A 15,093-nucleotide genomic window follows, 5' to 3' on the forward strand; every position below is an offset into this window, starting at 1 on the left:
CCCCCAATCTTTGTGTACCAATGGCGTCAGGACGCTCCGTTCCAAATCGTTCGACAAGGGAGAAAACAATGCGTGAAGCCGTCATCGTTTCCTATGCGCGCACGGGCCTGGCGAAATCCGGCCGCGGCGGGTTCAACATCACGCCGCCGATGTCGCTCGCGGCCCACGCCATTCATCACGCGGTGGACCGCGCCGGCGTCGAGAAGGACTATGTCGAGGACTGCTATCTCGGCAATTGCGCCCATGGGGCGCCGAACATCGGCCGCCAGGCCGCGCTGCTCGCGGGGCTGCCGAAGACCACCGCCGGCGTGTCGGTGAACCGCTTCTGCTCGTCGGGCCTGCAGACCATCGCGATGGCCGCCAACTCGATCCGCTCCGACGGCGCCGATTGCATCGTCGCCGGCGGCGTCGAGAGCATCTCGATTCCCGGCGGCGGCACGCCGAAGGAATCGGTCGATCCGGAACTGCTCAAGGTCGCCCCCGACATCTTCATGGCGATGATCGACACCGCCGACATCGTCGCCGAGCGCTACAAGCTCAGCCGTGAATATCAGGACGAGTTCTCGCTGGAATCGCAGCGCCGCATGGCCGCGGCCCAGCAGGCGAACAAGTTCAAGGACGAGATCGTCCCGATGAAGACCAAGATGAAGGTCGTCGACAAGCAGACCAAGGCCGAGTCGATCGTGGACTACACCGTCGATCGCGACGAATGCAATCGTCCCGAAACGACGATGGAAGGATTGGCAAAACTCGAGCCGGTGAAGGGCCCCGGCAAGTTCGTCACCGCCGGCAATGCCAGCCAGCTCTCCGACGGCGCCGCCGCGGTGGTGCTGATGGAAGCCAAGGACGCCGAGAAGCGCGGCCTCAAGCCGCTCGGCCGCTTCGTCGCCTGGGCAACCGCCGGCTGCGAGCCGGACGAGATGGGCATCGGCCCGGTGTTCGCGATTCCGAAGCTCCTGAAGCGCACCGGCCTCAAGATCGACGACATCGATCTGTGGGAGCTCAACGAGGCCTTCGCCAGCCAGTGCCTGTATTGCCGCGACCAGCTCGGCATCGATCCCGCCAAGTACAACGTCAACGGCGGCTCGATCGCGATCGGCCATCCCTTCGGCATGACCGGCGCCCGTCTCACCGGCCACCTCTTGCAGGAAGGCGCCCGCCGCAAGGCCAAGTGGGGCGTGGTGACGATGTGCATCGGCGGCGGCCAGGGCGGCGCCGGCCTGTTCGAGATCTATCACTAAAGGCCCAAGTCTCGCGCAGACAAGGAAGCACGGCGCTGGTGAAGCGCCGTGCTTCTTTTTTGGAACTGTGCCTGTGCACGTCACCGTGCACAGCGGCGAGCATTGTAGCGAAATACACGTATTAATACGTGCCCGCAAATTAACGGAAGCTTTCACCGAATATCGCTTCATCAATGGCATCGCTCACCACCAGCTTGGTTCACGATGCGGCTCCTCTCCCTGCGACTCACTCACAAGATCACCGCGATCGGCGTCATTGGCGTCATCGGCGTCGTCCTGATCGGCGGCATTCACCTCTACGGCGAGCGGAGGATGGGCGTCTATCGCGACGCGGCCGAGGATGCGCGCACCGTGTTCGAGCTGAACAACAGGATCGCGGTCGAGCTGCTCGAGGCGCGCCGCGCCGAGAAGGATTTTCTGCTGCGCAGCGATCCGGCCAGGGCGCAGCGACAGGTCGAGATCAGCCGGCAGGTGGCGCTCGACATCGAGACGCTCCGCGGCAAGATCGCAGCGCTCGGCCAGCCCGAGCTGGCGCACAAGATCGACGCGATGAATGCGTCGCTGAAGACCTATCAGGCCCGCTTCGCCGCGGTGGTCGAGGAACGGCAGCGGCTCGGCCTCGACGAGAAGTCCGGGCTCGAAGGCCGCCTGCGCGCTTCCGTCCACGGCATCGAGAGCCAGGTCGACCAGTTCCAGTATTCCGAGCTCAAGGTCATCATGCTGATGATGCGCCGGCATGAGAAGGATTTCATGCTGCGTCGGAACGCCAGATATGGCGAGGAGATGAAGAAGCGCGCGTCCGAATTTGCCGCAGGCCTCGACGCGGCAGCCATTGCCGACGGCGCCAAGGCCGAGCTGCGCCAGAAGCTCGCCGATTATCAGCGCGACTTCTCCGCCTGGATGGAGACCGCGCTGAAGCTGGCGGCCGAATCGAAGGCGATGTCCGAGGCCTTCGCGTCGGTCGAGCCCGTGATCGAGCAGGTCTCGACATCGGTTGACCGCATCCGCGCCGATGCCGACCGTCTCAACGAGGCCGAGCGCACCAGCATCCAGTTCTGGATTTCGGTGGCGATCGCGTTGATTGCGACGGGCGTGCTCGGCCTCGGCATCTTCATCGGACGTTCGGTCTCGAGGCCTTTGACCGCGATGCGCGCGGCGATGATCGAGCTTGCCAACGGCAATTTCGCCATCGTTCTTCCCGGCCTCGGCCGGCCCGACGAGATCGGCGAGATCGCGCAAGCCGTCGAGACATTCAAGATCAACGCCGAGCGGAAGGCGCAGGAGGAGGCCGAAGAGAAGATCAGGCAGGACAAGCTCGCCGCCGAGCGCCGCCGCGCCGACATGATCAGGATGGCGGACGATTTCGAAGGCGCGATCGGCGAGATCGTCGAGACCGTGTCGTCGGCGGCCAATGAGCTCGAGGCGTCGGCGACGTCGCTGACCACGACCGCCAGCCGCTCGACCGAGCTTGCCACGCTGGTCGAGGCGGCGTCCGAGGAAGCGGCGACCAACGTGCAGTCGGTGGCGTCCGCCGCCGAGGAGCTGACCGCCTCCGTGAACGAGATCAGCCGCCAGGTGCAGGCCTCCGCGCGCATGGCGGGCGAGGCCGTCACCCAGGCCGGGCAGACCAATGACCGCGTCAGCGAATTGTCCAAGGCGGCCGCGCGCATCGGCGACGTGGTCGAGCTCATCAACGCCATCGCCGGCCAGACCAATCTCTTGGCGCTGAACGCCACCATCGAGGCCGCGCGTGCGGGCGAAGCCGGACGCGGCTTTGCCGTGGTGGCCTCGGAAGTGAAGGCGCTGGCCGAGCAGACCGCGAAGGCGACCGGCGACATCGGTCAGCAGATCTCGAGCATCCAGGTCGCGACGCAAGATTCCGTCGGTGCGATCAAGACCATCGGCGGCACCATCGAGCGTCTGTCCGAAATCTCCTCCACCATCGCGGCCGCGGTGGAAGAGCAGGGCGCCGCGACCAGCGAGATCTCGCGCAACGTCCAAAGCGCCGCCGCCGGCACCACGCAGGTCAGCGCCAACATCTCCAGCGTGCGCCAGGGCGCGACCGAGACGGGATCCGCCTCCTCGCAGGTGCTGTCCGCGGCGCAATCGCTGTCGAACGACAGCAGCCGGCTGAAGATCGAGGTGAGCAGGTTCCTGGAGACGGTGCGGGCGGCGTGAGCCCCCGCCGTCGTTCCGGGGCGTCGCGAAGCGACGATCCCGGAATCCATTGCACCACCATTGATGCGGATCGATGGATTCCGGGCTCGCGCCAAGAGGCGCGCCCCGGAATGACGGCTTGAGCGTGCCGCGCCCTACGCCCCCGCCAGCGCTGGCGCGAGCACCACCTCGATCAGCGTGCCGTGGCCGGCGCTCTTGATGTTGAACCGGGCGCGGTTGGCTTCGACCAGCGCTTTGGTCAGCGACAGGCTCAGCGCCGAGCTGTCGGCGGCATCGCCCGGCGGCGGCGTGCGGAACGGCTCCATCGCGGCGGCGACTTCGCGCTCGGAAAGGCCATGGCCGGTGTCGCGGATGCGCAGCGCAATCTCGCCGCGATCGGTCAGCGCGGTCGAGACGATGACCTGGCCGCCGGCGCTGGCGAGCCGGATCGAGTTCGAGATCAGGTTCATGGTGATCTGCCGCATCGCGCGCGCGTCGACGCTCACCTGCGGCAGCGCATGGGCGAGCGAGGTGCGGATGATGATGCGCTCGCGGTTGGCCTGCGGCTGCATCACCGTCACGCAGGCCTCGACCAAATCGTTCAGGTTCAAATTCGCGAAATTCAGGTCGAGCTTGCCGGTCTCGATCCGCGACAGCTCCAGGAGGTCGTCGATGATGGCGATGACACGCTCGCCGGAAGCGCGGATGTCCTTCATGTATTCGCCGTAGCGCTCGTTGCCGAGCGCGCCGAAGCGCTCGGAGATCATCACCTCGGCAAAGCCGATGATGGCGTTGAGCGGCGTGCGGATCTCGTGGCTGATCCGCGCCAGCATGTCGGCCTTGGCGTTCGCCGCGCCGTCGACGAGGCGGCGGGCCTTCGTCAATTCGCTCTCGCCCTTCTTCGCGTGCGAGAGATCGCGGAACACGGCGAAGAAGTTCGGCCCGTCGGGGCGGGTGCGGCCCATGATCATCGCAAGCGGAATGACGCCGCCCTTCTTCTCGCGGCCCAGCACCTCGCGGCCGTGATCGAGCAGGCTGGAGATGTCCTGGCTCTTCAGGCTTTCCAGATAATCCGCGACGATCTGCTGGCTCTCGGGGGCGAACAGCGTCAGCAAATTCTGCTGCAGCAGCGCCTCGCCGTCATAGCCGAACAGCGCCTCCGCGCTGCGGTTACAGGCGTGGATGTTGCCTTCGGCGTCGAACATCACGATGCCCTCGGCCGTGGTGTCGAGGATGGCGGCGAGATCCTCGGCATCGGCATCGCCGGCCGCGGGCTCCGCGTCCGCGGCGTCAGGCTCTGCGGCCACCACGGTCTCTGCGACGGCAGCCGCCGCGATCGGCGCCGCCTGCGGCAGCGCGCAGATCAGCGCATGCGCGCTGTCGCCGTCCCACTCGATCGTGTGCAGATGCGCTTCCGTCGCGGGCGGCGGCGTTTCGCCGTTCGCGATTGTCGCGCTGATCGTCACAGGCGTGCCGCCTTGCGTGGTGCTGCTGGCCGCCGACACGCCCGGCTCGACATAGAGCGCATCCAGCCCGCCGGCATGCTCCAGCGCGTTCAGGCCGTCATAGCCCATGCGCGCGAGGAAGGCGGGATTGGCGTAGAGCAGGCGGTCGAGCCGGTAGATCAGGATGCCCGTCGGCAACAGGTCGAGCAGCGTGCGGTCGCGCGCGCTCATCCCGCGCGGCGGCGGTGCGGGCTCGGTCAGCCATTCGGCGGCGGCCTGCGGCGGCTCCGGCTCCGGTGCTTCGGCGCTGGTCTCCGCCACTGGTCCGGCCGCGTCGGTCGTGATGGTCTCGCGCTCGCGTTCGAGCCGCTCGGACAATTGCCGCGCGAGCTCGTTGAACGCGCTGTTCTCGACCGGCGTCAACGTCGGCGGCCGCGTATCGCCGGCGACGCGGAACGGCACGACATTGGGAGGCGTTTCCACGGGCGTGTCCAGTTGGGTTGGGTGTGAAGTCTCGCTTGTGGGCTCTGGCAGGTCGGGTTCGGCTTGCGGTTCAGGCTCGGCTTGCGGCTCAGGCTCGGATGGCGCGATCGGCGGTGCCTCTGCTTCGCCCTCCGCCTCAGCTTCCGCCGCCGCTTCAGGCTCGGGCTCCGCATCGAACGCGACGGCCTCAGTGGAGCGATCCTGTGCCGGCGGCTCGACGAGCAGCTCGAAGCGCCTGAGCGCCTCGAGCCGGTTGAGCGCGTCGAGATCGCGGCAGACGCCGAAGCCGCGGAAGCCGGCGAATTCACGGTTGTGGTCGTAGACCGGCAGGCCCGCGAGCTCGACCGGAATGTGCTCGCCGCCGTCGGCCGGCCAGTTCACTGTGATGCCGGCCCAGGTATCCTTGCTTTCCAGCGCCTTCGCCACGCGGCCCTCGGGATCGAGCGAGAATTCCGCGGCGATCTCGCGCCAGGGGCGGCCGAAGCCGGCGGCCGTGTGCGTGCCGATCAGGCGGATGAATTCATCGGAGCCGAGCACAAAGCGGCCCTCTTCATCCATCTGCCAGAGGAAGCGCAGCGGATGCTGACGCGGTGCGGGCGGCTCTGGGTGGCTAGAAGAGTCCTGGCCCGAAGTCGGCTCGACCATGCCCGCATTGATCGGCGCGGGCTGCGGCGACACAATGGCTTGCGGCTGGTTTTCAACCGGAGTTTTGGCCGCCGCGGGGACGACCGGCTCCGGCGTCGGCGCAATCGTCTCGGCGGGCGGTTCGGCCGGCTCAGTGAATGCGTCGAACAGCGCAATCGCAGACGGTGCCTCGTCTGGCGCAGGCTGTGCGTCCTCCGGCACCGCGGCCGGAGGCTGCGCGGGCGTGACGTCGGGCGCGGCCTCGTGCGCCGCCGTGGAGGCGGCCGGCTCGATCAGCGCGACCAGGCCGATATCGGCGCCGCTGCCGACCCGCTGCAGAACCATCTGGCCGATGCCGATCGGCGTCGCAGCGCGGCCGGTTGCCAGCGCATCGCTGCGGGCGCGGTCGAGCCCGGCCTCGAGCAGATCGCGGAAGCCGAGCAGGGGGCGCGCGGCCTCGCTCGCGCCGACGAACAGCCCGTCCGGCGCGAACGCCGCCATCGGCACCTTCGCGCCGGCGACCAGCCGATGCAGCCGCTCGACCAGCGGCATGGTGCGCAGCGTCGGGTCCATCGCGATGACCAGCACCGCATGGCCGCCGTCGGCAAAGTCGAGCCGCGCGCAAGCACAGGTCATCAGCGCCCCTAACCGGGCGCCGAAGCCGCGCAGCCGCTGCAGCCGCATTGCGCCGTTCGCCGGCAGCTGGGGGGCGAGCCTGACGATTTGGCGGCGATGGCTGTCGGCGGGGCCGAACACCTTGTCCGCAAGGCCGGCGCTGTTGGCCGCGCCGAACAGTTTTGCGCCGACCGGATTGGCCCACAGCACGCGCGCGCCGTCGGTCGACCATAGCCAGGCCGGCAGGGCAGAGGTCGCATGCACGGCCAGCCGCGGATCGCCCACCCCTCGCAACTGGAAATCCGAACGCGTCATCAGGCCGGCTGCATCTCACGCTTCACGAGTGGCGGCTGCCGGGAATGACAGCCTTAAGAAAGGGTTAGTATCGCCCGGAAGCCGCGACCAGGTCCACGGCCCAAAGCCCGCGATGGATTCCCAAGCGGCGATAACCTTAATCCCGCCAACCCCGCAAGCCGAGCCGACGTTGCATCCAAGGGATTCAAGGCGTGGGCGCTTGCGAAGAGACGCAGGGCTCGCGGCATCTACGGCGCCCATCCTCCCCTGGAGGGCCCGGGACGAGCGTAGCTCGCCCGTGGATCGGTTCGCACGCAGCGAAGCGGAGAGCGAACCGAGGTGGGGTGACAGTCTCTCCCCACAGGCGGTCCCCGAGCGGAGAGATCACCCCACCCGGCTCGCGCTGCGCGCGATCGACCTACGGGCGAGCTACGCTCGTCCCGGACCCCTCGAGGGGAGGGTAAGAGCGCGTGGGTTGCCGGGCGCATCCCACTACCTCACCCCCGGTTCCCCCGCCTGGGAACCTCATCCTCCCCGAGATTAAATTTCGCATCGCACCCCTCTGCCGCGTTGCGATGCACAATGTTGACATGATAGGCAGCCATAATTCTGGCGCTGGGCGAGCCATCACCTTTGTTTCGCGTTTCCAGTCTTCGTACCCGCTCAATGCGCAGGGCCCATGGTCGGGGCCGGCGGGCGCGCCAGAAAGGCTCACTCCATTTTTTCAATTAGCGTGAGGGACCAACATGACAGGTGCGACTGATCCGTTTTCTGCCTCGATCATCCCGTTCGAGGTTCCCGAGCAGGTGCGTGCGTTCGCCGAGAAGGGCGCGGCGCAGGCCCGCGAGAACTACGCCAAGTTCAAGGACGCCGCCGAGACCCACAACGGCACCGTCGAGGCCGTGTTCACCTGCGCTTCCAAGGGCGCGAGCGAGTACACCGCCAAGCTGGTCGAGTTCATGAAGGCCAATTCGAGCGCCCAGCTCGACTTCGCCCAGCAGCTGTTCGGCGCCAAGTCACCGACTGAAGCGATGGAGCTGTGGACCGGCCACGCCCGCAAGCAGCTCGAGACCTACCAGGCCCAGGCCAAGGAGCTGGTCGAGCTCACCCAGCGCGTCGCCAACGAGACCGCCGAGCCGATCAAAGCCAGCGCCTCGAAGTACTATCCGTCCGCCGCCTGAGCGGAGCGGTTCGGTGTGAGATGCGAAACCCGGGCCCGAAAGGCCCGGGTTTTTTCTTCGCCTCTCCCGCTTCCCCATGTGGAAATCCAAGAATGGTCGTCATCCCCGGGCTTGTCCCGCCTGCGCGGCCGAAGCGCTTCGGCGCGGCGAAGGCCCGGGCATCCACGTTCTAGGTGCCCCGGGCAGAAGCCGTGGATGGCCGGGACAAGCCTGGCCATGACGATGTGGAGACGAAGCGCCATAACCGCGTCATATGCGGCCGCGCTAGCGGCACAGGGGAGCGCAACTCTCCGAGCCCGCCACCCCGCCCGATTTCCCCGCACCGACGATGATTTCACCCGGTTTTTCACCCCATTGCGGCCTTGCCAAACCGGGCCGTTGCACCTAGTTTCCGCCCCGTCCAGCCCCCTCAGGCATCAAGCCTTTTCAGGCAGCCCAAGGCGCGGCTCGCAAGGATGCAGTTGTAGCTCAGTTGGTTAGAGCGCCTGTCTGTGGAACAGGAGGTCGGTGGTTCGAGCCCACCCAACTGTACCAACACAGTTGAATTGTCCTGCAATCCCGGCATCTTACTGATGGACCTCACGTATTTGCGCCGCCTAAAATACAAAAGGCGTCACAAATGGCATTGCGGATGGCTGCGTTAACTCGTGCTTCGGATGGGCGATGGTTTGCCCGCAAAGGCATCCCCGAGGATGTTCGTGTCGAGTACCAGCGCCTCTACGGCGTCAAACGTGAGGCTCACCTCAAGCTGCCTGCGGACACTCCTTGGCACGAGGCAAAGACGCGCAAGGCCGAGTGGGAAGCGGAGGTAGAGACGCGCATTGCCACGCTGCGAGCCCAGCGCAATGGCAAGGGCCAGCCACTCACCAAGCTCAACGCAATCGCGCTCGCTGGTCGATGGTACAATTGGTTTGTCGCCCAGTACGAGAATGATCCCGGCCCTGCGAAGGTCTGGCGGGAGTTGAGCGACCTGTTCGTATGGGAAGTAATCGCTCCCGAGGCACCCGACAGTTACGAGGAGGACCCAAGGTCTGATCCTCATTGGGATTGGGCCAAGGAGCCTGAAGTACGCGAAGCGGTGCGACCCCGGGTCGCCGAGCAGGCGCGGGTCGCGACCTTTCTGGCCAGCGAAGGCATCGCCCTGAACGCTACAGCGTATGCGCTCTTTGTGGATGCTGTCAGCGACAACCTCTTGCCCGCGTTCGCGGTGCTGGAGAAGCGCGCGAATGGCGACTACTCACGCGATGAAAACCCCAGCACTTTCCCAGAGTTCAAAGATGGTCCCGCGCGGCCTTCCGGCGTGAGCTGTTGGGAATTGTTTGAGGCGTTCGTGCTTGCGGTCAAACCGGCTCCTAAGACGGTGAGCCGATGGCGCTCGGTGTTCCTCGAAATGCAACGCGAGTTTGCCGAAGTGGGAGCCGATGGCATCACCGAGGATGCTGCCCGCAGATGGGTGCACGGACTGATCAATGAAGAGCGAGCTGCGATCACCGTGCGCGAGATTTGGCTGTCTGCCTCACGTCGCGTATTTGGTTGGGCGCGTGAGCACAAACGCATTCGGCAAAATCCCTTCAAGGAGGTGAAGGTAGACGTTCCTCGCAGGGTGCAGACCAGAGAAGATGGACGCAGTTTTACTGCTGCCGAAGCGAGCATCATTTTGAAAGCGAGCCTTTCATACGAAAAGCCCACCACCCCCACGGAGAGAACGCGCCGATGGGTGCCGTGGTTATGCGCCTACTCCGGCGCGAGACCGGGCGAGATCACTCAGTTGCGCGGCAGCGACATCGAAGACCGCAACGGCCTTCTCGTGATGAAGCTGACGCCAGAAGCTGGAACTATAAAAACGAGTAAGGCGCGTGTTGTGCCGCTTCACGAGCATATCATCGCTCAAGGTTTCATGGAGATGGTGAAGCGGATCGGGAAGGGGGCGCTGTTCTACAATGACAGTTCTCCTCAGCGGGTGAGCACTGATCCTCTCAAACCTTCGCGGGACCGTGCTGACACCGCGCGCGCACACTTGGGAACGTGGGTGCGTGGACTTGGCGTCGATGATCCTGAGCTCAGCCCGAACCATGCTTGGCGACACACGTTCAAGCGGATTGCTGATGAGATTGGGATGCCCGAGAAAATGAACGATGCGATCACGGGACACACGCAAGCCACCGAGGGCCGGAAGTATGGAGCGCCCACTGTAGTCACAATGGCTGCTGCGCTCGCGAAATTCCCGCGCTACAAGCTGGATTGATCTCCGCTGAACGACGCGCGTTTGCCCTTGCGGCGAGCAGATTGACAACGCGCCGCTCTGACGCTCCGACGACCATGCACAAGGCGGACGAAGTCTAAGGAGGTGGGAAGGTCGCGTTTGGGACTGCTCAAACCACAGAAAACAAGATGTCTATGCTATACTGCGTGCGCTCTCAGGGAGAGGGGGACGTAGGCCATGTTGCACATCAAGACTACTCGCGGATGGCGCCTATTGCACAAACGGCACTATGAGATTGCGAAGTATTGGCGAGAGAAGGGCTGGGGGGTCGAGGAAAAGGTCGCCAGGTTAAAAGACTCAGACTTTTGGGTTAGTGAGCGCAGCTACGATTATTGGGATGTGAAGACCCGCCTTGTCTATGGCGCAAGACAACGAGCTAAGAAATTTTCCATTGAGTTCAGCATCAGTCTTACGGATTTCGAGATTCCAGATGTTTGCCCCCTCCGTCGCGTTCCTTTCAAAGTCGGCACAGGGCAGCACACCGACGACTCCCCCACGCTGGATCGTAAAGATCCTCGCCTTGGCTATGTGGAGGGAAATGTCTGGGTCATTTCACACAAGGCAAATCGGCTCAAGGGGGACTTCACGCCAAATGAGTTGAGGACATTCTGCGAAAATGCGTTGGACTTGGATTGGGTCACTTGGACCAGCGACGATGATGATGCCTTCCGGCGGCAGGACGCGGAATGGAAGCGCAAAATGAATGAGAAGCACAAACCGAGATGGTGGGCTCTCTGGGGGCGCCCGAAATCGGAGGGTGAGCTAACTCCCGTTTCCGCAACAATTCAGGAAAACGGCCGCACCTAAGGCTCCGATGGAAAACCTCGGGTGCGGCTTGGCATTCTTACGCAACTTTCACGAGGTAGCCTTTGGTGGCGGAACCTCGCCCCTCAACCTTGTAGAGCACTCCCAATTCACGAAGTGCGGCTGATAGGTTGCTGGCGACTTTCGCAAGGTCTTCCTTGAGCCTTCCGAACTGTCTGCCGGTCAGCGATAGCTGAGTGCGAACATACGACAGAGGCGTTTGCCCCGGCTCGCGTGTCCGCATCAGCTCGATGACGGCTTGAGCGACGGAGTTGCTGCGCGGTGCATAGACCTTGGGGCCATCAGGCTCAAAGTCCCACGCAACCTGCTTCAGGCCGGGCATGTTGGTGTGGATGTCTCTTAGGATGGCGTCTCCACGCCAGTCCTTCGGTAGGACAATGTACACGTCCGCCTCCGTGCATCGCCCCTCAGCATCGGTCACACGCCTGATGCAAATGCGGTTGATGGCTTGGATCACGGATGCCGAGACGTCCTTCTGAGAGATGACAGCCAAGATGTTCTCGTGTTCGCCGTGGCGGGGAGCCTTGAGCCACGAGGCATCCTTTGGCCCGTCGATGGCGAACACGTTGTTGATCGGCCGCGTCGGATCTTGCCAGTAGAGCCCGAAGATCACAGCCGCGTTGCAATGTTGCCAATCATTCTTCCCGTCCACAGCGCCCCAGTAGCCGACGTGCAACGGCAGTTCTTTTGTGCTGTATGTGCCAGCCAGGTCTTTCGCGCACTTGTGGACGCACAGGAACACCTCTCTTCCCTCTGGCAGTTGCTTTCGCAGTTCAGCGGCAAGGCGGGGCAGGCGTGTATGCTTCGTCTTCTCCATCTTGGTTTTGCCCATGCCCGAGGCCGTGCGCGCGACGTGCAGTGTCACGTTTTCGTAGTTGCGGATGCCGCGAGGTACATCGGCGATCATGACACCTCCGCCCAGTAGCTCGTACGTTACGTTGGAGCGAGCTGTGGCATCCAGCACCAGAACTCCCGGCAGGCCTTTGGGAATGATGTAACGAGCAGAATTGAGAGTGTGTTGAGCACCGCTGCGGTGATAGTAGGCGAACTCTTCCAGCATGACCTGCACCGCCTCAAGCACGGTTGACACGTTGTGTGCAGCATCCTCAGCGAAGAGGTCAGGATCGAACTCGACGGAGCCCAAGGCCTCGTGGAGAGCTTCAATCTCCGAGGCGTGCTCGGGGGAGCCCTGAGCCCACAGAGGCACCGTCTGCGCATCGCCGCGAGCGTGCTCTTGTTCCCTCTTGTCGAGGTAGCCCTGCAGTTTTGTCAGTATGTTGATGGCACCTCCGAATTTGTCTCTGTCCTCGTGCGGGATCGCTCGCAACACCAATTCAATGTCCTTGCTGCTGATCCGATGGTGGCTAACTGAGTTCAACAAAGCCTCGTCCACCACAACGAGATGGCGCTTGCCTCCAGCCCACGAGTAGAACGAGTTCCAACGCTCCTCTGAGCCCGCCCCGAAGGACCAGCAGGCGCGCATGAAGGCGGCGTGGGTGATCACCAGAATGTCCGCGTCCGCCATTTCGTGGGCCTTGAGCTTACCCTCGGTGTGACTAGTGACCGCTACGGTATGTCCAGCGATTGCGTTGATCTTCTGCACCAAGCTTTCAGCATCCTTGATAAGCCGGGTGACGATCAGAGCGCCGATTGGTGTCCCTTCGCCCTTTGCGTTGGCCTCCGCTTGGAGAGCTGCGTAAACACAGGTGCCCTCGGTCTTACCCGAGCCGGTCGGTAGGGGAAGCACCACAGAAGGCTTGAATAGACTGTCACTCGCATTGTTGATGATCAGTTCTCTGGACCTGCCCTCGAAGACGCACCAAGCCTCCTTGAGGGTCGGTGTGGCTGGCATGTTGCCGTCGGAGATTTCGGACCAGTGTTGAACCATACGGTTCAGGAAGATTTGCGACGGCACGAGAGCAAGCCCGTGCTGGTCGATAGAGGTCTGCAAAGCAGAATTGTCCTTGAATTGAACACGACCCCTCATCCGGCCAAAGGACGGTCAGGAAGTGTCATGTTTGATGATTGTTAAGACCTCCCCCTTTTTCTCCTAAGAGAACAAACAAGGTGGAGCTTGAGGGGGAGATTGGAGTGTGAGAAAGTTGACGGTGAAAAGCTCGAACCGCAGCGGTCTCGGAGCCTGCCTTGTGGGCCATAGGGAGCCCGGAGGGTTCGTTTGAGCGTCTTGGTGCGGCATCAGCCATCACCCATCAAGAACGCCTCAATGGAGTCCCCTGAGCCCTTACCGGGTATGTCGTGGTTTGGGTTGTTTGTTGGTGTTACTCTAAGGCGTCCAGAAGCTCAGAAGTCGTCAGCTATAGGATGTGGTCCGCAAGAGAACACCTAAAAGTAGAGATAAGTTGATCTCGGTATACGGCGTTCCGCTCTCGTGCAGGCCAGCAGGCTTCCGGCCACCAACCTGTCGGTCGCCCAAGGCTCACCAGAGGCTTCCAAGGTCTCCCAATGTGCCTCTGGTGCTCGCCCTGCGCGGTTGGTGCCGCTCGCGCCTGCTCAGTCGCCCGAGGCGATAAGCGTGTTCAGAAAGTCTTCAGGCCTATCCCCCAAAATCGCCTCTTTGCTGGTTGGCTTGGCCTTGGTGTACGTGAGGACGATGTTGGCGGCTTGAGCTTTCACTCGTGGGGTCGATGGTCCGACAGCGAGCACGAAGGCTTCCCGCAGGGCACCCTCGGCCTTTCCTTCGTCAGTAGGCGGCACGAAGATCCCACCGTCGCTGTTGTTAGCAACCTGGCGGGGCAGGTCAGGCAGTTCACCTTTCGCCTTCAGGCCTTGGATGAACCTATCGGCAAGTTCGTTTGCTCGTGCCCACAGGTGTTCCGCTTCGGCGCGGCGCATCCCATCGGGCACACCGTATCTGTAGAACTTGGTCGGGTCGGCCTTCGCAGCCGCGATCCGCGCTTGATCCCGACGCTTCATGTTCTCGCGAAACTCAGGAGTAGCCCAGAGTTCCTTGAGGCGCGCCGATGTAGCTTGAGTGGCCCTCGGGGCGCCCTTGCCCCGTGCAGACTTCTTTCGTGGGCGAGATTTGGTCGTGGTTGTCATTACTCTTTTTGATTTCTGCATTGGTTGCTTAGTGCAGGGTTTCGCTCGGGTCGCGCCCGATAAGGTGCGAGAAGAAATCGCGAAGCGCGGTTTCGTAGCCAGCCTGCCATTCGTTCTCGGCGGGATCGCACTCGCAGAGTTCAAGCTCCCCGTAGAGCCAATCGAGTGCTTCATCCCAGTTCAGTTCTTCTTGCTCGAAGTCGGTGTCGTTCATCGGAAGTGTCATTTGAGTTCCTTGCGTAGTCGCGTTGTGGTGGGACAGGAATTTCCGCCTCGTGCCGTTTTTGGGGCTTTGAGCGCGCGTTCTCGTCAGAGAGGACGGAGTAATGGCCGAAAAGCTGTCTATCTTATTGATTTGCCAGCATTCGCTGAAAACATTAGTGGACTTAACAAAACGGGCGCCATAGTACCTTCCACTATGAAGTCTTTTCCTTCCGACAATGCGGTGTTCCATGATGAACACGCGGCGCGGGCCGCTGTAGAAGCCTTGAGGTGGCCAGACGGCCCTGTCTGCCCGCACTGTCACGCGAAGGCGCAGAGCTTCGAAATTGGGGGAGAGAAGCAATCCCATCGCGCTGGGCTGCGTCATTGCCGAGAATGTCGCCGACAATTCACGGCCACTGTTGGCACCGCGCTCGAACGGACTCGAGTGTCTTACGTGAACTGGATGCGCTTGGCTTACGTTCTTAGTCAGAGCAACGGTCGCAACCTGAGTGTGCCCGAGGTGGCTGAGGCGCTCGACGTGCCTTACAAAACCGCCGCCCGCATGTTGGAGCGCGTGGCCGATACGCTGGTCACTTACAAGGGATCGCTGGACAAGAGAAGGTTTGGGCCGCCAGTCACTGAGTTCGTCGTGAAAGCTCGGGGGCCTCAACCTCGACTTAGATTTCCGAAGCACCCCAGCA

9 protein-coding genes and 1 tRNA gene are annotated in these 15,093 nt (G+C 63.2%); 6 read left to right on the forward strand and 4 right to left on the reverse strand.

The window, feature by feature from the left end:
- The first annotated feature begins 68 nt into the window (after positions 1-68).
- Together I6F21_RS21250 and I6F21_RS21255 are read left to right on the forward strand one after the other, a co-directional pair.
- Positions 69-1,241 (forward strand): acetyl-CoA C-acyltransferase, encoded by a 1,173-nt coding sequence (locus I6F21_RS21250; protein ID WP_036030944.1) that lies wholly within the window; start codon positions 69-71, stop codon positions 1,239-1,241.
- A gap of 204 nt (positions 1,242-1,445) precedes the next feature.
- A complete protein-coding gene (locus I6F21_RS21255; protein ID WP_225142214.1) occupies positions 1,446-3,419 on the forward strand; it encodes a methyl-accepting chemotaxis protein in 1,974 nt (657 codons plus the stop codon).
- Between the two features lie 134 nt (positions 3,420-3,553).
- Here the strand turns inward: I6F21_RS21255 and I6F21_RS21260 are convergent, their stop codons facing one another.
- Positions 3,554-6,880 (reverse strand): PAS domain S-box protein, encoded by a 3,327-nt coding sequence (locus tag I6F21_RS21260; RefSeq protein WP_225142212.1) that lies wholly within the window; start codon positions 6,878-6,880, stop codon positions 3,554-3,556.
- Positions 6,881-7,605: 725 nt separating this feature from the next.
- Between I6F21_RS21260 and I6F21_RS21265 the strand changes: the two genes are divergently transcribed.
- The 4 genes from I6F21_RS21265 to I6F21_RS21280 all read left to right on the forward strand — a co-directional run bounded on the left by I6F21_RS21265 (position 7,606) and on the right by I6F21_RS21280 (position 11,110).
- Positions 7,606-8,040: a phasin gene (locus tag I6F21_RS21265; protein ID WP_109145285.1), complete on the forward strand. Its 435-nt coding sequence runs from the start codon at positions 7,606-7,608 to the stop codon at positions 8,038-8,040.
- Between the two features lie 457 nt (positions 8,041-8,497).
- Positions 8,498-8,574 (forward strand) — tRNA-His (locus I6F21_RS21270).
- Between the two features lie 85 nt (positions 8,575-8,659).
- Positions 8,660-10,285 carry a tyrosine-type recombinase/integrase gene (locus I6F21_RS21275; protein ID WP_225183396.1) on the forward strand — a complete coding sequence of 542 codons (1,626 nt, stop codon included), beginning with the start codon at positions 8,660-8,662 and terminating at the stop codon, positions 10,283-10,285.
- 195 nt (positions 10,286-10,480) lie between these two features.
- On the forward strand, positions 10,481-11,110 hold the full coding sequence (locus I6F21_RS21280; RefSeq protein WP_225183397.1) for a hypothetical protein: 630 nt from the start codon (positions 10,481-10,483) through the stop codon (positions 11,108-11,110).
- A 37-nt stretch (positions 11,111-11,147) separates the two neighbouring features.
- On the opposite strand, the gene I6F21_RS21285 is transcribed toward I6F21_RS21280, so the two are convergent.
- From I6F21_RS21285 to I6F21_RS21295, 3 genes are all read right to left on the reverse strand, one after another.
- A complete protein-coding gene (locus I6F21_RS21285; RefSeq protein WP_225183398.1) occupies positions 11,148-13,079 on the reverse strand; it encodes a DEAD/DEAH box helicase in 1,932 nt (643 codons plus the stop codon).
- A 560-nt stretch (positions 13,080-13,639) separates the two neighbouring features.
- Complete coding sequence (locus tag I6F21_RS21290) at positions 13,640-14,062, reverse strand: hypothetical protein (protein ID WP_225183399.1); 423 nt, start codon at positions 14,060-14,062, stop codon at positions 13,640-13,642.
- 154 nt (positions 14,063-14,216) lie between these two features.
- Positions 14,217-14,777: a hypothetical protein gene (locus I6F21_RS21295; protein WP_225183415.1), complete on the reverse strand. Its 561-nt coding sequence runs from the start codon at positions 14,775-14,777 to the stop codon at positions 14,217-14,219.
- Between the last annotated feature and the right edge of the window lie 316 nt (positions 14,778-15,093).

The organism is Bradyrhizobium sp. NBAIM03, assembly GCF_020194055.1.
GTDB classification, from domain to species: domain Bacteria; phylum Pseudomonadota; class Alphaproteobacteria; order Rhizobiales; family Xanthobacteraceae; genus Bradyrhizobium; species Bradyrhizobium yuanmingense.

Coding starts and splice junctions, on each gene's coding strand:
- I6F21_RS21250 (WP_036030944.1), top strand. CDS start 69: ATGCGTGAAGCCGTCATCGTTTCCTATGCGCGCACGGGCCTGGCGAAA.
- I6F21_RS21255 (WP_225142214.1), top strand. CDS start 1,446: ATGCGGCTCCTCTCCCTGCGACTCACTCACAAGATCACCGCGATCGGC.
- I6F21_RS21260 (WP_225142212.1), bottom strand. CDS start 6,880: ATGACGCGTTCGGATTTCCAGTTGCGAGGGGTGGGCGATCCGCGGCTG.
- I6F21_RS21265 (WP_109145285.1), top strand. CDS start 7,606: ATGACAGGTGCGACTGATCCGTTTTCTGCCTCGATCATCCCGTTCGAG.
- I6F21_RS21275 (WP_225183396.1), top strand. CDS start 8,660: ATGGCATTGCGGATGGCTGCGTTAACTCGTGCTTCGGATGGGCGATGG.
- I6F21_RS21280 (WP_225183397.1), top strand. CDS start 10,481: ATGTTGCACATCAAGACTACTCGCGGATGGCGCCTATTGCACAAACGG.
- I6F21_RS21290 (WP_225183399.1), bottom strand. CDS start 14,062: ATGAAGCGTCGGGATCAAGCGCGGATCGCGGCTGCGAAGGCCGACCCG.
- I6F21_RS21295 (WP_225183415.1), bottom strand. CDS start 14,777: ATGACGCAGCCCAGCGCGATGGGATTGCTTCTCTCCCCCAATTTCGAA.